Raw genomic sequence first — 22,732 nt, 5'->3', positions numbered from 1 at the left:
CGTCACGGGTGAGGTCGGCGGGGTGGCGGGGTACGGCGGGCGCGGCCCCGCCGGGCGGCGGCGCGCATTGCGGCGCGGGCCAGTTCCGGCCGGTCGGCGGCCCCGTCGAGGCTGGCGGCGAGCGCCCGCACGGTCGGGTGGCGGAACAGGTCGAGCATGGTGATCGAGCGGCCGGTGGCCTCGGTGAGCCGGGCGTGCACGGCGGCCAGGGCCATCGAGTGGCCGCCGATGTCGAAGAAGTTGTCGCTCACGCCCACCTGGTCGCGGCCGAGCACGTCCCGCCAGATCCCGGCGATCAGCTCCTCGGTCGCGGTGAGCGCGTCCGAGCCGGCGGGCAGCGGCGCGCGGGCCGGTTCGGCCGTCGCGACGCTCATCGCGCCGAGCGCCGCGACCCGTACCGCCGGGCGGGGCAGCTCGGGCGCGACCTCGGCGGCCGGGGCGTCCGGGTCGGCGGCGAGCGCGCCGACCAGGGCGGCCAGGTCGGCCAGGAGCGCGCTGATCCGCTCGCCGGTGAACAGGTCCGGGTTGTGCACCACCTCGACGCCGGCCCGCCCGTCGCGCTCCACCACGTAGACGGTCAGGTCGAACGGCGACCCGGGCTTGGGCACCGGCACCGGCTCGACGGCCAGGCCGGTGAGCGTCAGCCGGGGCGCGACGAAGTTGAGCACGTTGAACAGCACCTGCACCAGCGGGGCGCGGGAGGTGTCCCGGCCCACGCCCAGCGCCTCGACGACGCGTTCCAAAGGCGCGCCCGGGTGGGCGGTGACCTCGTGCAGCTCGGCGGCGGCCCGGTCGACCTGCTCGGCGAAGCTCGCGCCGCCGGAGCGGACCCGCACCGGCACGGTGTCGATGAAGAACCCGATCACCTCGTCGAACGCGGCCAGCCGCCGGTCGGCGACGATCGCGCCGAGCACGTGCTCGTCGCCGCCGGTGACCCGGCGCAGCAGCTCGCCGAACGCGGCCAGCAGCACCGCCGCGACTGTGGTGCCGCGCCGGGTGGCCAGGTCGCGTACGGCCCGGTCGGCGGTCTCGTCCAGCCGTACCGCGGCCTCCGCGCCGGCGTACGTCTGCACGGCCGGGCGGGGACGGTCGCGGGGCAGGTCCAGCACCGTGGGCGCGCCCGCCAGGTGCGTGGTCCACCATGCCAGGTCGGTCTCGCCCCGGCGCCGGTCCCGGTCGGCGCGCCACACCGCGTAGTCGGCGTACGTGGCGGGCAGCGGCGGGCGGCCCGGCACGGACCGGCCGAGCGCGCGGGCGTACGCGAGCGCCAGCTCGTCGTAGAGCAGCGCCTCGGACCAGCCGTCGAAGACCGCGTGGTGCACCGTCACCGCGAACACGTGCTCCTGCGCGGCGAGCCGGTACACGGTCACCTGCCAGGGCGGGCCGGTGGCCAGGTCGAACGCGTGCCCGGCGCCGGCCGCGAGCATGCCGGCCAGCTCGGCGTCCGGGTCGGCGGCGCCGGTCAGGTCGACCACCGGCACCGCCACGTCGGTGGGTTCCTCGCGGACCGCGTACGGCACGCCGCCGTTGCACGGGATGCGCCAGCGCAGCACGTCGTGCCGTTCGGCGACGGCCCGCAGCGCGGCGCCGAGCGCGGTGACGTCCAGCGGCCCGCGCAGCCGGTGCGCGACGGCGATGTTGTACGGCGCGCTGGACGGGGCGAGCTGGTCCATGAACCACAGCCGCCGCTGCGGCGGGGACAGCGTCGGCGGGTTGCCCGTGGTGAGCCCGTCGGCGCCGGCGGGGTCGGCGGCGCGGACCCGGTCCACGAGCGCGGCGAACGTGCGGTCGGCGAACAGCACCCGGGTGTCGACCTGCCGGCCCAGCTCGGCGCGCAGCGCGGCGACCAGCCGCATCGCGGCGACGGAGTTGCCGCCGGCGGCGAGGAAGTCGCTGTCCGGGACGGGCGCCGCGCCGAGCAGCCGGGTCCAGACGCGCCGGACCGCGGCCGTCACCGGGTCGTCGTCGGCGGGGGCGTCGGCCACCCCGGCCGGGGCGGTCGCGGCCAGCTCGCGCAGAGCCGGCCGGTCCAGCTTGCCGGTGGTGGCGCTGACCGGCAGCGCGTCCAGCCGCACCGTCCTGGCCGGCAGCATCGCGGTGGTCAGCCGCGTCGCCGCGTACGCCCGCAGCTCGTCGTCGTCCGGCGCGCCGGCCGGGGTGAGGAACGCGACCAGCTCGCCGCCGGCCGGGCCGGGCACCGCCTCCACCGCGACGCGCTCGACGCCCGGGTGGGCGGCCAGCACGGCCTCGATCTCGCCCAGCTCGATGCGCTGGCCGCGGACCTTCACCTGGCGGTCGGCGCGGCCGAGGTAGACGATCCGGCCGTCCGGGCCCTGCCGGACCAGGTCACCGGTGCGGTAGAGCCGCTCGCCGGGGACGTCGCCGAACGGGTCGGGCACGAACCGCTCGGCGGTCAGGCCGGGCCGGTTCAGGTAGCCGTCGGCCAGGCCGGGCCCGCCGATCAGCAGTTCGCCGGTCTCCCCCGCCGGCACCGGACGCAGGTCGGCGTCGACCACGTACGCCCGGTGGTTGGGCAGCGGCCGGCCGATCGGCATCGGGTCGGTGTCGGCCGGGGTGAGGTCGCAGGTGACAGCCAGCACGGTGGTCTCGGTCGGGCCGTAGCCGTTGAGGAACCGCCGTCCCGGCGCCCAGCGGGCGACCAGCTCGGCCGGGACCGCCTCGCCGCCGCAGAGCAGCACCCGCCACGACGGGAACCCGGCCGGGTCCAGCAGCGACAGCACGGTCGGGGTGATGAAGCCCCAGGTCACCTCGTGCTCGGCGACGAACCGGGCCAGCCGCACCGGGTCGGCCCGGTCGTCGGCGCCCAGCAGCTGCACCGCGCCGCCGAGCGTGAGCGGCACGAACAGGTCCATGGTGGCCGCGTCGAAGCCGAGCGAGGCGATGCCGAGGCTGCGGACCGACGCGTCGGCGCCGGTCAGCGCGCTCACGCCGGTGACGAACTCGGCGGCGTTGCGGTGGGTGGTCAGCACGCCCTTCGGGCGGCCGGTGGAACCGGAGGTGAACAGCACGTACGCCGGGTCGCCGGGGCGGGCCGGGCAGGGCGCGAGCGGGGCCGGGCCGGGCAGGCCGAGCGCCGTCACGCCGGGCTCGTCGCCGAACTCGGCGACCGCCGCGTCACCGACCACCACCCGGACACCGGCGTCGCGGGCGATCCCGCGCAGCCGGGCCCGGGGGCCGCCCGGCTCCAGCGGCACGTACGCGGCGCCGGCGAGCAGCACGCCGACCACCGTGACCACCAGGTCGGGGGTACGCGAGCCGCACACGCCGACCCGGTCGCCCCGGCCGACGCCGTGCCCGCGCAGCGCGGCGGCCACCCCGGCGGCCCGGTCGACGAGCTGCCGGTAGGTGAGCCGGGTGTCCCACTGGCGCACCGCCACCGCGTCGGGGGTGCGGGCCGCCTGCGCGGTGATCAGGTCGGCGAGGGTGGCGTCCGGCCAGGGCAGGTCGGTGCCGTGGACGGCGCTGACGGTCAGGGTGTCGGTCACCGGAGTGCTCCAAGGTGCTCGGCCGGGTCGGTGATCTGGAGACGCAGTTCGCTGACGTAACCGCGGCCCCGGGCGTCGGGCACCCACGCCTCGGTGGGTGCGGGCAGCAGTTCGGAGACCACCACCGGCACGTCCGGGCCGGTCCGCAGCGCGGCGTCGACCATCGCGCACAGCGACTGCGCGTACAGCGGGCCGGTCAGGTCCACGTAGCACGGTTTGACCTCGGTGCCGACCTTGACGAAGACCCGCTCGGGCAGGCCCGTCTCGGCCCGCCAGCGGCGTACCGCCAGGTAGCGGGCGGTCTCGTCGGGGTGGCCGCCCAGCCCGCACGCCCCGGCTGTGGTGCGCCAGGTGCGCCGGGCCACGACCAGCCGGTCGATGGTGATGCGGGGCGTGTACGCGGCGGCGCCGAGCAGCTTGAACGCATCCAGCAGCAGCGAGCCGAGCAGCGTGGCGAACACCTCCATCAGCGGCCAGCGGGCGCCGTCGGGGAAGACCGCGGTGAGCTGGTCGCCGGTGCGCTCGACCACCACGGCGGTGGCCGGGACCAGGCGGTCCACGTCGGCGCCGTGCGCGGTGTCGATGCCGAGCTGGCGGTCCTCGGGGCCGGTCAGCGCGTACGTGGTGCGGGTGGTGCGGCGGGGGAAGCTGTCCGGCCACAGCACCCGCAGCCGGACCGGGCCCAGGTCGGCGTCCAGGTCGGCGCGCAGCGCGGCCGGGTCCGGATGGAACGGGCTGAGCACCGCGCTGTCGAACGCGACCGAGGCCGGGTGCAGCTCGCCGAGCACCAGCAGGAAGTCGCCGCGCTCGACGGCCTCCGGGGAGGCGGCGCTGAGCTGCACGTCCGGGTTGTGCAGCCGGGCCGACGGCCAGCCCGGTCGCTCGGCCGGGAACAGCTCCCGGGCCCGCTCGGTCAGGTCCGCGGCGCGCAGCCGCAGTTCCGCCTGCCCCTCGGGCAGGGCGGCCAGGCCGAACAGCTCGGCCCAGCGTGCGGTGAGCGTGGCGCCGGCCCGGCCGATCGGGCCGTCCGGGGCGACGAGCGTGCCCTGGGCCAGCAGCCACAGGTCGGCCAGCCGCACCGGCCCGCCGTCGGCGGCGAGTTCCTCGTGCAGCTCGGTGAAGAGGTCGCCGCAGCGGGCGGCCACCTCGGTGGTGAACCAGCGGGCGGTACGCAGCACCACCGCCATCGGCTCGGCGAGCGCGTCGAGCACCGCCGACCCGATCCGGAACTCCAGGTCGCGGGCGGTCTCCTCGTAGCAGACGGTGCGGGCGGCGTACATCTGCCCGCTGTGCCGGGTGGCCGGGCGGCCGGTGACGGCGGTGAACTGTGCGTTGAGCGCGGCGAGCGCGGCGCCGAGCCGGTCCGGGTCGCCGGCCGCGGCGGCCACCTCGTCGCGGGCGGCGCACAGCCGGCCGAACTCGGCCGCCGTCGCGGCGCGCACCGGCTCGTCGCCGATCGCGGCGATCCGCGCGGTGAGCACGTGCTCGGCGTCCGGCGCGATCGGCAGGTTGGCGCCCCAGTTGAGCTGGCCGCGCTCGACCCAGCGGTCCAGCAGCAGATAGACGTCGTCGGCGCCGTGCACCTCGCCGGCATCGCACAGCCGCTGCGCCAGCTCCACCGCGGGCGTGCGCCCGTCACAGGCGCCGAGCACCAGCGCCTCGACCGGGGTGAGCGCGATCGGCGGGTGCAGCGGCCAGCGCAGTTCCCGCCCGGCGACGGTCAGGTGCGGTTGCAGGGCGGGCGCCCACCAGCGGCGCACCGCGAGGTCGTCGGCGAGCCGGTCGGCGTACGCGATGAGCGCCCAGGCCTCGAAGTACACCCGGCGCCGGTGCACGAGCGCGTCACCGGGCACGGTGTGCACGCCGCGCTGGGAGGTGTCGAACGTGCCCCAGCAGACCGGGCCGAAGAAGCCGATGGTCTCGGCCTTGCCGCAGTAGCGCTGCCAGTAGCGCAGCAGGCTCAGCTCGCGCTTGCGGCGGCGGACGTTGCGGACCTGCGGGTCGGTGCGCAGCAGCCCGTCCAGCGCGATGAGCATGTCCGGGTTCTGCCAGGTCACCGCCTCGCGCAGCAGCGGGTCGGCGGCCAGCTCGCCGGCCACCGCCGACGAATCGGCGAACGCCTCGGCCAGCGCCTTGCCGAACACCTCGGGGCCGGTGTCGCCGGCGAGCAGCGCGTCCGCGGCGGCGGCGCAGTCCGGCGCGGCGAACCGGTCCAGCCCGGCGGCCGGGAAACCGGCGGTACGCAGGACCACGTCCCGCCACACCGACCAGCCGGTCTCGCCCAGGGGCAGCAGGTGGCTCACCGGTGGTCCTCCCGCCGGGCGTCGGCGATGTGCAGGCGCAGCTCGCTGAAGTAGCGGCGGCCCTGCCCGTCGGGCACCCACGCCTGATCCGGTGCGGGCAGCATCTCGCTCACCGTGAACGAGACGTCGTCACCGCCGTCGACCCGGGCGGCGCGCACCATCGCGCAGAGCGTGGTGGCGAACGCCGGTGCGGACAGGTCCACGAAGCAGGGCTTGGTCTCGGTGCCGAGCTTGACGTACACCTGCTCGGGCAGGCCGAGGCGGCGGCGCCAGTCCCGGACGGCGAGGAACCGGTCCCGCTCGCCGTTCGGAACCGCGAGGCCGCTCTCGCCGACAGTGGTCCGCCACGTCTGCCGGGCCAGCACCAGCCGGTCCACGGTGATCCGGGGCGTGTACGGCGCGGCGGCGACCAGCTTGAACCCGTCCACGGCGTGCGCGCTCAGCGGCTCGGCGAAGATCTCGACGAGCGGCCAGCGCTGCCCGTCCGAGGCGGTGGCGACCAGTTCGCCGTCGACCTCGTCGACGACCAGGTCGACTGTGGGCAGCACGCGGGCCGGGTCGGCGCCCGGCGCGTCGAGGAACGCCAGGTGCCGGTCGGCCGGGCCGGTCAGCGACTCGGCGGTACGGCTGGTCCGCCGCGGCCAGTCGGCCGGGAACAGCAGCCGGACCCGCCGCTGCCCCATGTCCACCGCGAGCGCGTCGCGCAGCCGCTCCACGTCGGGGTGCGACGGGGTGAACACCGCGCAGTCGAACGACGACCAGGCGGCGTGCAGTTCGCCGAGCACCACCGTGTACTCGCCGCGCCGCAGCGCGTCCGCGTCGGTGGCGCAGATCTGCAGGTCGGGGCTGTGCATGGCGGCGTTGGACCACTCGGGACCGTCGCCGGGGAACACCGCGTCGATCCGGCCGGCGAGGTCGGCCGCGCGCAGCCGCACGTCGGTGGTGCCGGCGGGCAGCGTGTCCAGGCCGAACAGTCCGGCCCAGCGGGCGGCGAAGTCCGCCGCGACCGCGTCGACCGGCCGGTCCCCGTCGCCCCAGAACATCCCCTGGGCGAGGAACCACAGGTCGGCCAGGGGCACCGGGGCGCCGGACTCGGCGCGCAGTTCCTCGTACAGGCCGCGCAGCACGTCCAGGTAGGCGCGGGCGAGCGCGTTGGCCAGCCAGCGGGCTGCGCGCAGCAGCACGTCCAGCGGGGCGGCCAGTTCGGCCAGCAGCGGCGCGCCGAACACCACGTCCAGGTCCCGGGCGCTGTCCTCGTAGCAGACCGTGCGGCCGGCGTACATCTGTCCGGCCCGGCGCACCGCTGGCACGCCGGTCAGCTCGGTGAACGTGGCGTCGAGGGCGTCCAGGGCGGTCCGCAGCCGGTCCGCGTCGCCGGCCGCGGCGGCGACGTCGTCGCGGGCGGCGCGCAGCCGGTCGAACCCGGCGCGGGCGGCCGCGCGGGCGGGCTCGTCGCCGATCGCGTCGATCCGGTCGGCCAACACCCGCTCGGCGTCCGGGCTCACCGGCAGGGCCGCGTCCCAGGTGATCAGTTCCCGCTCGACGAGCCGGTCGAGCAGCGCGTAGCCGTCCTCCGGGCGGCGCAGCCCGATCGCCGGATCGGCGACCAGGTCGGCGGCGGCGCGCCGGCCGTCGGCCGCGCGCAGCAGCGCGGCCTCCACCGGGGTCAGCGTCAGCGGCGGGCGGCCGGGCCGCAGCACGTCCCGGTCCCGGACCGCCAGGTGGGCCCGCAGCATGGGCGGCCACCACCGGCGCACCGCCAGGTCCGCGCCGATCCGTTCGGCGTACGCGGACAGCGCCCACGACTCGAACCACACCCAGCGCCGCCGGGTCAGGCTGTCGCCGGGGTTGACTCGGGCAACCTCCGGCTGCGCGGGATCGACTGTGACCCAGCAGCTGGGGCCGAAGAAGCCGACCGTCTCGTTCTTGCCGCAGTAGCGCTGCCAGTATTTGAGCAGTGCCCGTTCCCGGTCCCGGCGGCGTACGTTGCGGGCCGCGTCGGCGCCGCCGCGGACCAGCCCGTCGAACGCGACGAGCGCGCCCCGGTTCTGCCAGGTGACCGCCTCGCGCAACAGCGGGTCGGCGGCCAGCTCGCTGAACCGCTGCGCGCCGGCGCGCAGCGCCTCCTCGAACTCCTTGGTGAACCGGTCCTCGCCGGCACCGGTGGCCAGCAGCTCGTCGGCCGCCGCGGCGGCCCGGGGCGCGGTGAACAGGTCCAGCCCGTCGGCCGGGAACCCGGTGGTCCGCAGCATCGCGTCGCGCCACACCGACCAGCCGGTGTCGCCGAGCGGAACCCGGTGCGCGGCGCCGGCGGTCCCGCGACCGGCGGCGCGCACCGGGTCCGGACCCGCGTCCGGCGTGCCGGGGCGGGTGTCGATGGGCGCGGCGGTCAGGTCGGCCCGGATCAGCGCGGCCAGCTCGGTCAGCCGGTCGTGCAGGAAGAAGTGCCCGCCGTCCAGCTCGTGCAGGGTGAACCCGGCCGCGGTGTGCTCGGCCCAGGCGGCGCTCTGCTCGCGGCTGACCGCCCGGTCGGTGCGGCCGGCGAACACGACGATCGGCACCGGCAGCGGCTCGCCCGGCACGTGGCGGTAGTCGTCGACCCGGCCGAAGTCGGCGCGCAGCAGCGGCAGCAGCAGTTCCACCAGCTCGGGGTGGTCGAGCAGTTCGGCGGGGAGGCCGCCGCCCTCGCCGAGGCGGCGCAGCAGCTCGTCGTCGCCGGCCCGGGACAGGCCGTCGAACGGGCCGGGCGTGGCGACGTGCGGGGCGCGGGCGCCGCCGACGTAGAGCCGCAGCGGCAGCGGGCGGCCGGTGCGGCGCAGCTCGCGGACCACGTCGAAGCCGAGCCGTCCGCCCATCGAGTGGCCGTAGATCGCGTACGGGCGGTCGGCGCGGGAGGCGATGGCGTCGGCCACCTCGGCGACGCTGAAGCGGGGGTCCTCGGTGATCCGGTTCTCCCGGCCGGGCAGTTGCACCGGCACCACGTCGACGTCCGCACCGAACTCGGCCGCCCACCGCCGGAACGCGCTGGCGCCCGCTCCGGCGTAGGGCAGGCAGAACAACCGCACCGGCGCCTCGGGTCGGCTTCCGGCGGAGACGAACCAGTTCACCGCGGACCTTTCTGCACGGGGTCGATCCAGTGCCGGCGGCGCTGGAACGGGTAGGTGGGCAGTCCGGTGCGCCGGACCGTGCCCTCGGGGTGCAGCGCGTGCCAGTCGACGTCGCGCCCGGCGACCCACTCGGCGGCCGTCTCGCGCAGCGGGCCACCGTCACCGGCGATGCGGGCGCCGGTGTCCAGCAGCACGTCCAGCGCGGACAGCGCGGCCGGCAGGTCGGCGGCGACCACCGCCGCCCGGTGGGCGAACGCCCGCCGGCCCAGCGCCAGCGTGGCGGCCACGTCGGACAGTGCCGGGGCGGCCCCGGCGAGGTGGCCGCGCAGGCGGGCCAGCGCGGCCCGCAACGCCGCCGGGGTACGCGCGGAGACGGGCAGCAGCCACGGTCCCTCGCCGGACGGGTCGGCCGGCTCGGCGGGCGGCGGCTGTTCCACCACGACGTGCGCGTTGGTGCCGCCCAGGCCGAACGCGCTCACCCCGGCGACCCGGCGCCCGTCGTCCGGCCAGTCCCGCGCCTTGGTGGGCACGTAGAACGGTCCGGCGGCCAGGTCGATCTCCGGGTGCGGGCGGGTGAAGTGCAGGTTCGGCGGGATCACCCCGTGCCGGACGGCCAGCACCGTCTTGATCAGCCCGGCGATGCCGGCGGCGGCGTCGAGGTGGCCGATGTTGGTCTTCACCGAGCCGAGCGCCGTGGACTCGGCGGGCGCGGCGCCCCCGTACACCTCGTGCAGCGCTGCCACCTCGATGGCGTCGCCCAGTGGCGTGCCGCTGCCGTGGCCCTCGACGAAGCGGACCTCGCCGGGTGCGACCTCGGCGGTGGCGAGCGCGTTCGCGACGGCGGCGGCCTGCCCGGCCGGACCGGGCACGGCGAAGCCGGCCCGGTCCGGGCCGTCGTTGGTGACCGCCCAGCCGGGCAGGATCGCGTAGATGCGGTCGCCGTCGGCCTGCGCGTCGGCGAGCCGGCGCAACGCCACCACGCCCGCGCCGGAGCCGAAGCCGGAGCCGGCGGCGGCCTCGTCGAAGGCGCGGCACCGGCCGTCGGGCGAGGCGAGCCCGCCCGACCGGTGCCGCGGCCACATCACCGTGGACCCGCCGGCCAGCGCCAGGTCGCACTGGTAGTCGGCGAGGCTCTGCGCGGCCACGCACACGGCGACGAGCGAGCTGGAGCAGGCGCTCTGCACGGCCATCGCGGGGCCGGTCAGGCCGAGCCGGTAGGCCACCTGCCCGGGCAGGTGGTCGGTGAACTGGCGGCCGACGAGCCGGGCCTCCCAGTCGTCCGGGTCGACGTCGCCGACCACCGCCGGGTTGTCCATGAGGTGGAACAGGAAGTAACGGTTGGCCGAGGTTGCGGCGTAGACGCCGACGAGTCCGGGGAAGCGCGCCGGGTCGTGACCGGCGTCCTCCAGCGCCTCCCAGGCGGTCTCCAGGAACAGCCGGTGCTGCGGGTCGGTACGGGCCGCCTCGTCAGCGCCGAAGCCGAAGAACTCGGCGTCGAAGTCGGCCACCCCGTCGAGGCGGCCGGTGGCGCGGACGTGCCGGGGGTCGGCGCGCAGGGCGGGGCCGACACCGAGCGCGGCCAGTTCCTCGTCGGTGTGGTCGTGCACCGAGTCGACGCCGGTGCACAGGTTCCACCAGAACGTGGCCACGTCGGGCGCGCCGGGGAACCGCCCGGCGACGCCGACCACGGCGATCTCGTCGCCGGTGTACTCGCGGGCGGCGCGCACCGGCGCGGCGGGCGCGGGCAGCACCGGGGCGCGGACCGCGTCGGGCGGGGCGTCCAGCAGCGCCGCCTGGGCGGCGACGCTCGGGTGGTCGAACAGGCGCAGCATCGGCAGGCGTACGCCGAACCGCTCGGCGAGGCGCTGCTGCACCTGGCCCAGCAGCAGCGACTGCCCGCCCACGTCGAAGAAGCTGGCGGTGCGGGCGACCGCGTCGCGGCCCAGCACCGCGCACCAGATGTCGTGTACGGCGCGTTCGGTGTCGGTGGCCGGGGCCTCGCCGGCGGGCACCTCGGTGACCGGGTCGGGCAGCGCCCGCTCGTCGATCTTGCCGGTGACGGTGAGCGGGAACTCGTCGACCACCACCACCGCGCGGGGCACCGCGTAGCCGGGCAGCGCGGCGGTCAGCGCGGCGCGCAGCACCGCCGGGTCCGGGCGGGTTTCGGCCGGCCGGGCGTACGCGAGCAGTTCGCCGTCGCGGACGACGGCGCGGACGCCCGCGACGCCGGGCTGGGCGGACAGCACCGCCTCGATCTCGGTCAGCTCGACCCGGTGCCCGCGCACCTTGACCTGCCGGTCGAGCCGGCCGAGGCAGACCAGTTCCCCGCCGGGCAGCAGCCGGCCCAGGTCACCGGTGCGGTACGACCGCACCCCGTCGGCGTCGACACCGAACCGGTCGCTGTCCTGGTTGAGGTAGCCGGGGGCGAGGTGGCGGCTGCGGACCACGATCTCGCCGGTGTCCGGGGCGAGGTCCAGCCGGTAGCCGGGAAACGCGACGCCCACCGGCAGCGGCCCGCGGGCGTCCGGGTCCACCTCGGACAGCGGCTGCACGTGCCGGGCGGCGAACGTCATCTCGGTGGCGCCGTAGCCGTTGACGAGCACGCAGTCGGGGGCGAACCGGTCCCGGCCGCGGGCCGCGTCGGTCCAGGTGGCCTGCTCGCCGCCGAGCAGCACCGCCCGCACGGTGGGCAGGCGGCGCGAGCCGAGCGTGTCGAGCAGGAAGCGGTAGACGGTGGGCGTGCAGTGCAGCACCGTGGCGCGGTGCCGGTCGAGCTGGTCGACGGCGTGCGCCAGCCCGTGGCGGCGCAGGTCGACCGGGACGACGGCGGCGCCGGTGAGCAGCGCCGGGTAGAGGTCGGGGATGGCGGCGTCGAAGCTGAACGACGCGAGCAGGCTGAGCCGGTCGTCCGGGCCGGCGCCGAGCGCGGCGATCTGGTTGTCGACGACGTGGGCGAGGTTGCGGTGGGTCTGCCCGACCGCCTTGGGCACGCCGGTGGAGCCGGAGGTGAACAGCACGTACGCGAGCGCGTCCGGGTCGGCCGCGACCGGGTGCAGCGGGGCCGGCGGCACCTCGTCCAGCGCGACGACCGGGCGCTGGCCGGCCAGTGTGGACGCCAGGTCGCGGTGCTCGGCGGCGCAGGCCACGGCGGTGACGCCGGCGGCGTCGACCATGTGGCGCAGCCGGGCGACCGGGAAGCCCGGGTCCAGCGGCACGTATGCGCATCCGGTCGCGAGGGCGCCGAGAAGCGCCGCCACGGTCGGTGCACCGTGTGCGGTGAGCAGCGCGATCCGGTCTCCGGCGCGCAGGCCCGCGGCGGCGAACACGGCAGCGTGCCCGCCGGCCGCCCCGGCCAGCTCGGTGTAGGTGACCTCGTGGGTCTCACCGAGAAGTGCCGGACGTCCGCCGTGTACCGCCGAGATCGCGCCGAAACGATTGATGATCATCGTCTCTGCCATGTCAGGATGCGGGTTGCGCTCCACAGAGGGCAGGCAGGCAGCAATCGACGAATGTGATCATTGATCCCCCCCAGGACTTCACATTGGAAGCAGAATATGGCTCGATTCCTGCGCCGGAAGAGCGGCGATGAGGCTTGAGCCGAAGAGGGGACGGCACCTTGGAACCTCGGACGGAGGAATTCGTCCGATCATCCCTCTAGCGCGTAGACGATTTACAGCGTACGTGACGGGCGACAAGTTATTTTACGGTGAAAATACTTCCAGGCCGTGGAATCTTCGCCGCAGACGGCCTCGGTGCCGCAGCTCAACCCGCTCTCGGGGAGCCTGCTCAGACATCGTACGGCGGCCGTGGGACGGGGTCCACCATGGCGTCGAAGCCCTTCGGGAGCTGCGCGACGAGGTCGTGGAACTCCCCCACCGTCACCGTGTCGCGCAACGTGGCGAGCACCGCGACGGCGCCCACCTCGGCGACCGCCGGGTCCACCGCCGCGCGTTCGGCCACGCGGTACAGGAAGTCCACCGCGCCGCCGGTGGTGGCCGTGCCGCCGGGCTCCAGATAGCCGCCCACGTCGTCCGGCAACTGCGCGGCCAGGTCCGTCGCCTCGTCCGCGGTGATCCGGTCGGCGAGGGTCTGCAACACCGCACGGGAGACGGTCGCGGCCTCGTCGGTGGGCAACTCGGCCCGCCGCGCCACCGCCTCGACGAACAGGGGGAACCGCATCCCACCCCTCCCCTCGCCGCCGGCGGGCACCACGCCACGCGGTCGGCCCCGGCGGGTACCCGCCCCCGCTCCGGCCAAACGCCCCACCCACCGGGAGGCGGAAAAGCCGGAGGGCAGCCGGCCGGTCGCGTCGGTAGCATCCGCGCATGGGACCCGTCACCACCCACCCCGGCGCCTGCCCGCTGGACTGCCCGGACACCTGCGTCTGGCAGCTCACCGTCGACGACGGCCGGGCGGTCGCGTTGCGCGGCGACCGCGACCACCCGTTCACCCGGGGCGCGCTCTGCGGCAAGGTGAACCGCTACCTGGACGCGGTGAACGGACCGGACCGGCTCACCACGCCCTGGGTCCGTACCGGCCCGAAGGGCGCGGGCCGGGTCGCGTACCGGCCGGCGAGCTGGGACGAGGCCGTCGACCGGGTGGCCACCGGGCTGCGCGCGAGCATCGAACTCCACGGCCCGGAGTCGGTGCTGCCCTACTACTTCGCCGGCACCATGGGCCTGGTCCAGGGCTGGACCATGGGGCCCCGGCTCTTCGCCCACCTGGGCGCGTCCCGGCTGGACACCACCATCTGCACGGCGGCGGCGCGGGCCGCGCTGCGCTCGCTCTACGGCGCCTCGGTCGGCTTCGAGCCGGAGTCGATCGTCGAGGCGGGACTGATCGTGCTCTGGGGCGCCAATCCGCTCGTCACCAACCTGCACCTGTGGCCGTTCGTGCAGCAGGCCCGCGAGCGCGGCGCGTACGTGGTGACGATCGACCCGCTGCGTACCGACACGGCGGCCCGCAGCGACGAGCACGTCGCGCCGCTGCCGGGCACCGACGCGGCGCTCGCGCTCGGGCTGATGCGCCACGTCCGCGACGCCGGGGCGGCCGACGAGGCGTGGCTGGCCGCGCACACCACCGGCTGGCCGGAGCTGGCCGCCCGGCTCGACGACTGGCCGGTGGAGCGGGCCGCCGCCGAGTGCGGCCTGCCCGCGGAGACCATCCGACGGCTCGGCGAGCGGATCGCCACCACCCGGCCCACCGCGATCCGGGTCGGGCTGGGCCTGCAACGGCACCACGGCGCCGGGCAGGCGATCCGGGCCATCTGCGCGCTGCCGCTGGTCACCGGCGACTTCCGGTACCCCGGCGGCGGGGCGCTGGTGACCACCAGCGGCCACCACCCGGTCGACAACGGCCCGGTGATCCGGCCGGCCGACATGCCCGCCCCGGCGGCCCGGTCGCTGAACATGAGCCGCCTGGCCGCCGTGCTCACCGGGGAGGCGGACCCGCCGGTCACCTCGCTCGTGGTGTTCGACGCCAACCCGGTGGCGACCGCACCGGACCAGGCCCGGCTGCTGGCCGGGCTGCGCCGCGCCGACCTGTTCACCGTCGTGCTGGAGCAGCGCTGGACCGACACCTGCGACTACGCCGACGTGGTGCTCCCGGCGACCATGCAGCCCGAGCACCTGGACCTGCAGACGTCCTACGGGCACCACTACACGACGCTGAACCTGCCGGTGACCCGCGCGCCCGGCGAGGCGCTGCCGAACACCGAGATCTTCCGGCGGATCGCCGCCGCGCTCGGGATCGACCACCCGGCGTTCCGGGACAGCGACGAGGACCTGGCCCGGCAGTTGCTGGCCGGCGCCCCGATCACGTACGAGGAGCTGCGCGAGCGCACGTACGCCCGGCTCACCGGCGTGCCGGTGGGTTCCGCGCCGTACGCCGAGGGCGGTTTCCCCACGGCGGACGGGCGGGCCCGGCTGCACGACCCGGCGCTGGCCGCGCTCGGGGTGGACCCGCTGCCCGGGTACACGCCGCCGGCCGAGGCGGCCGATCCGGAGCTGGCCCGCCGGTTCCCGCTGACGCTGCTCACCCCGGCCAACCGCTACCTGATGAACTCCACGTTCGCCTCGCTGCCGTGGCACACCCGCCGCGCCGGCCCGCCCCGGGTGCACCTGCATCCGGCTGACGCGGCGGCGCGCGGGCTCGCCGACGGCGACGCGGTACGCGTGCACAACGACCGGGGCGCGTTCCTCGCCGCGGTGGCCGTCGACGAGGCGGCCCGCCCGGGCCTGGCGTTCACGTACAAGGCGTACTGGGCGCGGCGCAGTCCCGGCCGGTCCACCGTCAACGCGGTCACCGGCGTCCGCGACACCGACCTGGGCGAGGCGCCGACGTTCCACGACTGCCGGGTGGAGGTCGAGCCGGTGCCGGCGGCGCTGCTGACCGCCGAGCCGCCCGCCGAGGAGGTCGCCGAGCCCGTCGCGGCCGGGTGATTCGGGACCTCCGACCCCCTCACCTGGTCTTTGCGCCCCTGCTCCGGCCCGTCGCCGCCGCCTAGCGTCGGAGGCGGACAACAGGGAGGTTCGCCATGCGTACGTGGCAGGTGCAGGACGTGATGACCAGGGACGTGGCGTCGGTACGGGAGGGCACGGCGTACCGGGAGATCGTCGACGTGCTGACCGGACGGCACGTCACGGCGGCGCCGGTGGTGGACGAGACCCGCCGGGTGCTCGGCGTGGTCTCCGAGGCGGACCTGATGTACAAGGTGGAGTTCCTGGGCCGGCCCCAGGAGCGGCGGATCCTGCCCGACCGGCACCGCCGCGAGGCGCGGACGAAGGCCGGCGCAACGCTCGCCGCCGACCTGATGACCGCTCCCCCGGTCACCGTCGCGCCGGATGCGACGATCGTCGAGGCGGCCCGGCTGATGGACGCGCGCGGCGTGAAGCGGCTGCCGGTGGTCGACGACCTCGGCCGGCTGGTCGGCATCGTCACCCGGGGTGACCTGCTCAAGGTGCACCTGCGCCCGGACGCCGGCATCCGGCGCGACGTGGTCGAGGAGGTGCTGTGGCGCAGCCTCGGCGTCCCCGGCGACGTGGTGGACGTAACTGTGGACCGGGGCGTGGTGACGCTCACCGGCCAGGTGGAACGCCGGTCCACCGCGCAGCTCGCGGTACGGCTGACCCGGCAGGTCAGCGGCGTGGTCGAGGTGGTCGACGCGCTCGGCTACGCGATCGACGACGCGCCGATGGCGGCGTTGCGCATCGGCGGCGGCACCCCGGCCGGCATCGCCTGAGCCCGGACGCACCGGTGGCGTCGGCCCGTGCCGGCGCCACCGGTGTCACTCCTGGGCGAGCGCGTCCAGCACCAGCGCGGCGGTCCAGCTGAACGCCGGTGAGCCGAGACCGGCGCCGGTGTCCGGGTGGAAGTACTCGTGGCAGCCGGCCCGGTCGACCAGGTCGAGCAGCGACTCGCGCAGCCCGGCGGCCAGGTCGGCGCGGCGGTGCGTCCGCAGGCCCTGCCAGAGCAGCCAGCCCGTGTTGATCCAGCTCGGGCCGCGCCAGTAGCGCAGCGGCTCGAAGTCCGGCGCGGTGCGGTCGTACGTGGGCAGTGGCCGGTCCATCCGGGCGGCCAGCCCGAAGCGCGGCGAGCACGCCTCGGCCAGCAGCGCGGTCACCTGGGCGGCGGGCAGCTCGGGCAGCGCGAGCGGCATCAACCCGAGCACGGTCCGGGCCGGCACGAGCCGGTCGGCGCGGACGTCGCGGGGGCGGAACGTGCCGGTGACCGGATCCCAGAGCCGGGTGACGAGCGCCTCGGTGATGCGGGCGCCCCGGTCGCGGTGCGGTCCCGGGTCGGCGCCGATGACTGTGGCGATGCGCGCGAGCGCGTACTCGGAGACGCCGAGCGCGGCGTTCACGAGGGGGCACTCCACCAGGAACGGGTGCCTCCCGAGCAGTCCCTCGTCCCGGTAGCGGCCGGCCCGGTAGCTCTCCACCAGCGCGACGTAGCGCGCGTAGTCCAGGTCGGTGGGGCGCTGCGAGGCGTCGGCGTGCGCGGTGTCGTGCCGGCGGTACGCGCGCATCACCGACTCGTCGGCGGGCACCCCGGCCAGTGGCGCGTCCCAGGCGGGGCTGTTGTCCAGCCCGGACTCCCACGGGTGCACGATCGACGCCAGCCCGCCCCCACCGGCGTCGCGCCGCCCGGTCAGGTAGCGCTGCTGCGCGACCAGCCTCGGGTAGAGCCGCCGCAGCGCGGCCACCGACGCCTCACCGGGCGCGCGGCGGTGCACCAGCCAGGCGGCCGGGGCGTGCACCGGCGGCTGGACGATCCCGGACGTGGCCCGGGCCGGCGCCCCGTCGGCGCGCGCCGAGTCCCAGAACTGCGGGTCGGGGAAGTACGGCCCGACGCGCGAGGCCGGGTTGAACACGATGTGCGGCACCCGCCCGTCGACCCACTGCGCGGCGAACAGCGTGCGCAGCTCCCGCCAGGCCCGGTCGGGACGGACGTGGGCCAGGCCGATCGCGATGAACGCCGAGTCCCAGCTCCACTGGTGCGGGTAGAGCGTGCGCGACGGCACGGTGTGGTCGTGTTCCCAGTTGGCGTCCAGGGTGGCCAGCGCGAGGCGGCGCAGCCGGGCGTGCCGGTCGGCGTCGGCGCGTACCCCGGTGGTCAGCGTCATGCGGCGGCCCGCCGGGGACGGGCCTGGGCCAGCGCGGTGGCGGCCTGGCGCAGCGCGGCGACCGGCTCGCCGCGCAGCCGGCACTCCAGCGCCAGCCAGCCGGTGTAGCCGATCGCGTCGAGCGTGGCCAGCAGCGCACCCCAGTCCAGGTGCCCGGCGCCGGGCTGGTGCCGGTTGGAGTCGCTGACCTGCACGTGCCCGAGGTACGGCGCGGCGGCGCGCAGCGCGGCGTGCGGGTCGTCCTCCTCGATGTTCATGTGGTACGTGTCGGCGGCCACCCGCAGCGCCGGTGACCCGACCGCGCGGCACAGCTCGACGGCCTGGTCGAGCCGGTTGACCATGTGGTCCTCGTACCGGTTGAGCGGCTCCAGGAACACGGTGACCCCCTCGGCGCGGGCGTGCCCGGCCAGCTCGCCCAGGGCGTCGACGAGCACCCGCCGGTCGCCGTCGGCCGAGCGTGGTGGTTCGAACGGGGGCAGCCGGCGGGAGAACATGCCCCAGGCGGCGGGCGTCATCGCGCCGACGCCGCCCAGCTCGGCGATCACCGAGAGCTGGGAGCGCAGGTTGCGCACCGCGTCTCGGGAGCGGCCCGGGTCGAAGTCGCCGACGAAGTGGTCCATCTCGACGCAGACGGTCGGCATGACCACGCCGGCGGCGCGGGCGCGGCGCAGCTCCGGCAGCCGCCGGGCCAGCGCGAGATCACCGCGTCCGCGCAGCTCGATGCCCTGGTAGCCGAGGGAGACGGCGAGGGCGTACTTCCGGGTCAGGTCGGTGCCGGGAAGCAGTTGCTCCTGGCAGGCAAGCGGAATGTCCATCAGAACCTCAGCACCACTTGGAGGACGTCACCGTCACCGCGGTCGAGCAACGCCAGGGCGTCGGCCACCGCGCCCGCGTCGACGACGTGGCTCACCAGCGGCAGCGGGTCGACGCTGCCCTCGGCCACCAGGTCCATGAAGGTGTGTGCGATCCGCGTCCCGGACCACCGGCCGGCCGTGCCGGGTGCCGGGTCCGGCCCGGAGACCTGGGCGGCCACGAGCTGGATCCGGTTGTGGTGGAACTCCTCGCCGAGTTCCAGCCCGTGGGCGTACCCCTGGTAGAAGCCGGCGGCGACGACGCGGCCGGCGTGCGCGGTGGCGCGGATCGCCTCGTGCAGCGCCGGGTACGACCCGGACAGCTCCAGGCAGACGTCGGCGCCCCGGCCGTCGGTGGCCGCCCGCAGCGCGGCGGCGGGCGACTCGGCGGCGACGTCGACCACCCGGCGGGCGCCGAGCCGGGTGGCGTACGCGAGCCGGCCCGGCATCCGGTCGACGGCGACCACGCGGGCGCCGGAGAGCGCGGCCAGGCGCGTGCCGAGCAGCCCGATCACGCCCTGCCCGAAGACGCCCACCCAGTCGCCCAGGTGCAGGTCACCGGCGAGCACGGCGGTCAGCGCGATGGCGCCGGGCCGGGCGAACACGGCGGCGAGCGGGTCGAGGCCCGGTGGCAGCGGATGCGCCGCGGTCGCGGGGAGCACCGCTTCGGCGCGGTGCCCCCAGATGCCCCAGACGAGCTGGCCGGGCCGCCGCCCGGCCACGTCTGGGGCGACCTCGACGATCTCGCCGACCTCCTCGTATCCGAAACCCACCACCGGGTACGCGGGCGTGGCCTGGCGGGGCACGAACATGCGGGCACCGGCGTCCCAGTCCTTGCGCAGGCGCGGGTTGCTGCCCCGGTAGAGCGTCAGTTCGGTGCCGGCGGAGATGCCCGAGTAGCGGGTGCGGACGCGGACCTGGCCCGGACCGAGCCGGTCCGTGGGGCAGGGCTCCAGGCGTACGTGCCGGGGCCCGGCCAGAGAGACAACCCAGTTGCTCATGGCGTCGCTCCGAGGGAAGTGCCGACCCCGATTCTAACCTAAAAAATGGGCATATGTGATTAGATTGATGAATCGATGGGTATTAGCGGCAGGCCGTGCTCTTTCGAGAGGAGTGCCACCGATGTCATCACCCTCCACGCGGCGGCTCGCAATCAGCCTGATCCTGGCACTGGCCGGGACCGGCATGGCCGCATGCAGCGACGACGGGCAGAAATCCGACAGTTCCCAGATCACCGTCTGGAGCCTGGAAGACGTGGCGGACCGCGTCGCCGCCACCAAGGCGATCATCGCCGACTACACCGCCAAGACCGGCGTCAAGGTCAACCTGGTCACCGTCAACGAGGACCAGTTCCCGTCCCTGATCGCCTCCAGCGCCGCCGCCGGCGACCTGCCCGACGTGGTCGGCTCGGTCTCCCTGGCCGGGGTGCGCACGCTGTCCAGCAACGAACTGGTCGACGCCGACGCCAACGCCGCCGTCGTCGACCGGCTCGGCCGGGACACGTTCACACCCCGCGCGCTGGAACTCACCGGCGACGGCGGCAAGCAGCTCGCCGTACCGAGCGACGGGTGGGGCCAGCTGCTCGTCTACCGCAAGGACCTGTTCGCCGCCGCCGGCCTGCCGGCGCCCGACACGTACGAGAAGATCGCCGCCGCGGCGGCGAAGCTGAACACCGGCGGCGTCGCCGGCATCACCGCGGCCACCTCCCCCGGCGACGTGTTCACCCAGCAGACGTTCGAGCACCTGGCGCTGGCGAACAACTGCCGGCTCACCGACGACTCCGGCAAGGTCACGCTCGACTCCCCCGAGTGCGTCGAGGCGTTCCGCTTCTACGGCGACCTGATGCGCAACAACTCGGTCAAGGGCGCCCAGGACGTCGACACCACCCGGGCCACCTACTTCGCCGGCAAGGCGGCCATGCTGATCTGGTCGCCGTTCATCCTCGACGAGCTGGCCGGGCTGCGCGTCGACGCCCGGCCGACCTGCCCGCAGTGCCAGTCCGACCCGGCCTGGCTCGCCAAGAACAGCGGCTTCGTCACCGCGATCAAAGGCCCGAACGGCACCGAACCGGCCCAGTACGGCGAGGTCAGCTCCTGGGCCGTGCTCGACGGCGCGGCCGACCCGGCGAAGTCGTTCGTGGAGTACATGCTCTCCGACGGCTACCCGCGCTGGTTCGGCATGTCCCCCGAGGGGCGTTTCCCGGTGCGCACGGGCACGCCGGAGGACAAGCAGAAGTTCCGGACCGCCTGGAACACCAGCCCGGCCGGGGTGGACACCAAGAAGCCGCTGTCGGAGGTCTACGGCGAGGACGTGCTCGCCACCCTGCGGCGCAGCCCCGACACGTTCCAGCGCTGGGGCCTGACCGAGAACCAGGGCAAGCTCGTCGGCGCCATCCTCGGTGAGCTGCCCGTACCCAAGGCGCTCGCCGACGTCGTCGGCGGCAGGTCCGACGCCCGCGCCGCCGCCGAACGCGCCCGCAAGGACGTCGAGGCGATAGCCAAGGGCGTCAATTGACCACCACCGCGCCGGAGGCCGGCCGCTCCCCCGCACCGGAGCGACCCCGCCGACCCGGCCGACGCCCGCTGACGCTGCGCCGCCGCGAGTCCCGCGCCGGGCTCGCGCTGGTCACCCCGACCCTGCTCGTCGTGGTCGCGGTGATCGGCATACCCATCGTCTGGACGGTGGTGCTGGCCTTCCAGCGGGTACGCCTGGCGACACTGCGCAAGACCGGCCTGTTCGGCGAGCTGACCCTGGACAACATCGACCGGGTGCTGCACACGCCCGGGTTCGCCGACACGCTCTGGACCACTGTGCTCTACAGCGTCGGCGGCACCGCCGGCTCGATCGTGGTGGGCCTCGCGGCGGCGCTCGCGGTACGCGGGCCGTTCCGGGGCCGCACGCTGGTCCGCGCGTCGATGCTGCTGCCGTACGTGGCGCCGGTGGTCGCCATGACGTTCGTCTGGCAGGTGATGCTCGATCCGCAGCTCGGCATCGTCAACGACTGGGGGCGGCGCTTCCTCGGCTGGGATCAGCCGGTGCCGTTCCTGTCCCAGGAGTCCACCGCGCTGTGGACGGTGATCGCGTTCGAGGCGTGGCGCTACTTCCCGTTCGCGTTCCTGTTCCTGCTGGCCCGGCTCCAGGCGGTGCCCGGTGAGCTGGAGGAGGCCGCCCGGGTCGACGGGGCGACACCCACGCAGCGGTTCCGGCACATCCTGCTGCCGCAGCTCATGCCGGTGATCGCGCTGATCGGCGTGCTGCGGTTCATCATGACGTTCAACAAGTTCGACGACGTCTACCTGCTCACCGGCGGCGCGGCCGGCACCGAGGTGGTGAGCGTGCGGGTCTACCAGTTCCTCACCGCCCGTACCGACATCGGCGCGGCCGCCGCCCAGGCGGTCGTCCTGGCCGTGGTGCTGCTCGTGTTCGTGGCGATCTACCTGCGCTTCTTCGGCGCGCGACGGGAGGCGTGATGGACCGGGACCGGATCGAGACGGTCAGCCTGCGCTGGCTGCGCCGGCTGGTGATCGCCGGGTTCCTGGTGGTCACGCTGCTGCCGTTCTGGTACATGCTGGTGCTGTCGGTACGCCCGATCGAACGCCTGCTGCTGGAACCCGGCTCGCTCTGGGTGCCGTTCGGCGAGCTGACCGTCGCCACGTACGCCGAGGTGCTGAAGTCCGTCTCCGACGGCGGCCAGGGCTTCCTCACGTTCATCCGCAACAGCGGCCTGGTGGCGCTGGCCGCCACCGCGCTCACCCTGGTGATCGCCATTCCCGGCGCGTACGCGGTGTCCCGCCTGCGGTTCTTCGGCCGCCGGCAGGTCAGCGCGCTGTTCCTGGCGGTCTACCTGTTCCCGTCGATCGTCATCGCGATCCCGCTGTTCGTGGTCTTCACCCGGGCCGGGCTGCGCGGGTCGCTGACCGGGCTGGTGCTCGTCTACATCTCGCAGACGCTGCCGGTGTCGGTCTACATGCTGAAGAACTACTTCGAGACCATCCCGGTCAGCCTGGAGGAGTCCGCGGCGATCGACGGCGCCGGCCGCCTCGGCATCATCCGCCGGGTCAGCCTGCCACTGGCCGCGCCGTCGGTGATGGCTGTCGCGCTGTACGACTTCATGATCGCCTGGAACGAGTACCTGTTCGCGCTGCTGTTCCTGGTCGACCGGCCGGACCGGTGGACGGTGTCGCTGGGGCTGTCCCTGCTCGCCGACGGCGTGGAGGTGCCCAAGACCGTGCTGATGGCCGGCTCGGTCATCCTCACGCTGCCGATCGTGGTGCTGTTCTTCGCCGGGGAGCGCCTGCTCACCGAGGGACTCACCAGCGGAGCCGAGAAGGGGTGAACGTCC

At 75.3% G+C, this 22,732-nt stretch carries 13 protein-coding genes; 5 read left to right on the top strand and 8 right to left on the bottom strand.

Translation table 11 applies throughout. The features are described from left to right. Window positions 1-2: 2 nt before the first annotated feature. The 5 genes from ACN27D_RS30020 to ACN27D_RS30000 all read right to left on the bottom strand — a co-directional run bounded on the left by ACN27D_RS30020 (window position 3) and on the right by ACN27D_RS30000 (window position 13,095). Entirely contained in the window at window positions 3-3,506 is a 3,504-nt protein-coding gene (locus ACN27D_RS30020; RefSeq protein ID WP_421500615.1) for an amino acid adenylation domain-containing protein, read from the bottom strand. Continuing rightward, entirely contained in the window at window positions 3,503-5,809 is a 2,307-nt protein-coding gene (locus tag ACN27D_RS30015; protein ID WP_421500614.1) for a lantibiotic dehydratase, read from the bottom strand. The genes ACN27D_RS30020 and ACN27D_RS30015 overlap by 4 nt, the downstream gene beginning before the upstream one ends. Further along, entirely contained in the window at window positions 5,806-8,916 is a 3,111-nt protein-coding gene (locus ACN27D_RS30010) for a thioesterase domain-containing protein (RefSeq protein ID WP_421500613.1), read from the bottom strand. The genes ACN27D_RS30015 and ACN27D_RS30010 overlap by 4 nt, the downstream gene beginning before the upstream one ends. Further along, the gene (locus ACN27D_RS30005; RefSeq protein ID WP_421500612.1) at window positions 8,913-12,374 is read right to left on the bottom strand and encodes an AMP-binding protein; all 3,462 of its coding nucleotides are present in this window, start codon (window positions 12,372-12,374) and stop codon (window positions 8,913-8,915) included. The genes ACN27D_RS30010 and ACN27D_RS30005 overlap by 4 nt, the downstream gene beginning before the upstream one ends. Before the next feature lie 328 nt (window positions 12,375-12,702). Then, the gene (locus tag ACN27D_RS30000; RefSeq protein WP_120570209.1) at window positions 12,703-13,095 is read right to left on the bottom strand and encodes a DUF2267 domain-containing protein; all 393 of its coding nucleotides are present in this window, start codon (window positions 13,093-13,095) and stop codon (window positions 12,703-12,705) included. 146 nt (window positions 13,096-13,241) lie between these two features. On the opposite strand from ACN27D_RS30000, the gene ACN27D_RS29995 reads away from it, so the two are divergent. Both ACN27D_RS29995 and ACN27D_RS29990 read left to right on the top strand, forming a co-directional pair. Beyond that, a complete protein-coding gene (locus ACN27D_RS29995; protein ID WP_421500611.1) occupies window positions 13,242-15,356 on the top strand; it encodes a molybdopterin-containing oxidoreductase family protein in 2,115 nt (704 codons plus the stop codon). Between the two features lie 95 nt (window positions 15,357-15,451). Beyond that, window positions 15,452-16,156, top strand: a complete 705-nt coding sequence (locus tag ACN27D_RS29990; protein WP_421500610.1) for a CBS domain-containing protein — start codon at window positions 15,452-15,454, stop codon at window positions 16,154-16,156. Window positions 16,157-16,201: 45 nt separating this feature from the next. Here the strand turns inward: ACN27D_RS29990 and ACN27D_RS29985 are convergent, their stop codons facing one another. Genes ACN27D_RS29985 through ACN27D_RS29975 form a run of 3 tightly spaced genes read right to left on the bottom strand, consistent with a single transcriptional unit; the run spans window position 16,202 to window position 19,391 of the window. Next, window positions 16,202-17,539 carry an MGH1-like glycoside hydrolase domain-containing protein gene (locus ACN27D_RS29985; protein ID WP_421500609.1) on the bottom strand — a complete coding sequence of 446 codons (1,338 nt, stop codon included), beginning with the start codon at window positions 17,537-17,539 and terminating at the stop codon, window positions 16,202-16,204. Continuing rightward, a complete protein-coding gene (locus ACN27D_RS29980; protein ID WP_421500608.1) occupies window positions 17,536-18,354 on the bottom strand; it encodes a sugar phosphate isomerase/epimerase family protein in 819 nt (272 codons plus the stop codon). Before ACN27D_RS29980 ends, ACN27D_RS29985 begins: the two co-directional genes overlap by 4 nt. After that, window positions 18,354-19,391, bottom strand: coding sequence for a zinc-binding dehydrogenase (locus tag ACN27D_RS29975; protein ID WP_358173229.1), 1,038 nt, complete (start codon window positions 19,389-19,391; stop codon window positions 18,354-18,356). Before ACN27D_RS29975 ends, ACN27D_RS29980 begins: the two co-directional genes overlap by 1 nt. A 121-nt stretch (window positions 19,392-19,512) precedes the next feature. On the opposite strand from ACN27D_RS29975, the gene ACN27D_RS29970 reads away from it, so the two are divergent. From ACN27D_RS29970 to ACN27D_RS29960, 3 genes are read left to right on the top strand one after another with little or no spacing between them, the layout of a single operon-like run. Next, window positions 19,513-20,904, top strand: a complete 1,392-nt coding sequence (locus ACN27D_RS29970) for an ABC transporter substrate-binding protein (RefSeq protein WP_421500607.1) — start codon at window positions 19,513-19,515, stop codon at window positions 20,902-20,904. After that, entirely contained in the window at window positions 20,901-21,860 is a 960-nt protein-coding gene (locus ACN27D_RS29965) for a carbohydrate ABC transporter permease (protein ID WP_047891261.1), read from the top strand. The genes ACN27D_RS29970 and ACN27D_RS29965 overlap by 4 nt, the downstream gene beginning before the upstream one ends. Further along, entirely contained in the window at window positions 21,860-22,726 is an 867-nt protein-coding gene (locus ACN27D_RS29960) for a carbohydrate ABC transporter permease (protein WP_013285935.1), read from the top strand. Before ACN27D_RS29965 ends, ACN27D_RS29960 begins: the two co-directional genes overlap by 1 nt. The last annotated feature ends 6 nt before the right edge of the window (window positions 22,727-22,732 follow it).

Origin of the sequence: Micromonospora sp. WMMD1274 (genome assembly GCF_049179035.1) — a bacterium.
GTDB lineage: Bacteria > Actinomycetota > Actinomycetes > Mycobacteriales > Micromonosporaceae > Micromonospora > Micromonospora tulbaghiae.
This window is presented reverse-complemented; position numbering and strand designations above follow the sequence as displayed.

What these genes read in the sequence shown, in the direction of transcription:
- ACN27D_RS30005 (WP_421500612.1), bottom strand. Translation starts at nt 12,374, where the DNA reads ATGGCAGAGACGATGATCATCAATCGTTTCGGCGCGATCTCGGCGGTA.
- ACN27D_RS30000 (WP_120570209.1), bottom strand. Translation starts at nt 13,095, where the DNA reads ATGCGGTTCCCCCTGTTCGTCGAGGCGGTGGCGCGGCGGGCCGAGTTG.
- ACN27D_RS29995 (WP_421500611.1), top strand. Translation starts at nt 13,242, where the DNA reads ATGGGACCCGTCACCACCCACCCCGGCGCCTGCCCGCTGGACTGCCCG.
- ACN27D_RS29990 (WP_421500610.1), top strand. Translation starts at nt 15,452, where the DNA reads ATGCGTACGTGGCAGGTGCAGGACGTGATGACCAGGGACGTGGCGTCG.
- ACN27D_RS29985 (WP_421500609.1), bottom strand. Translation starts at nt 17,539, where the DNA reads ATGACGCTGACCACCGGGGTACGCGCCGACGCCGACCGGCACGCCCGG.
- ACN27D_RS29980 (WP_421500608.1), bottom strand. Translation starts at nt 18,354, where the DNA reads ATGGACATTCCGCTTGCCTGCCAGGAGCAACTGCTTCCCGGCACCGAC.
- ACN27D_RS29975 (WP_358173229.1), bottom strand. Translation starts at nt 19,391, where the DNA reads ATGAGCAACTGGGTTGTCTCTCTGGCCGGGCCCCGGCACGTACGCCTG.
- ACN27D_RS29970 (WP_421500607.1), top strand. Translation starts at nt 19,513, where the DNA reads ATGTCATCACCCTCCACGCGGCGGCTCGCAATCAGCCTGATCCTGGCA.
- ACN27D_RS29960 (WP_013285935.1), top strand. Translation starts at nt 21,860, where the DNA reads ATGGACCGGGACCGGATCGAGACGGTCAGCCTGCGCTGGCTGCGCCGG.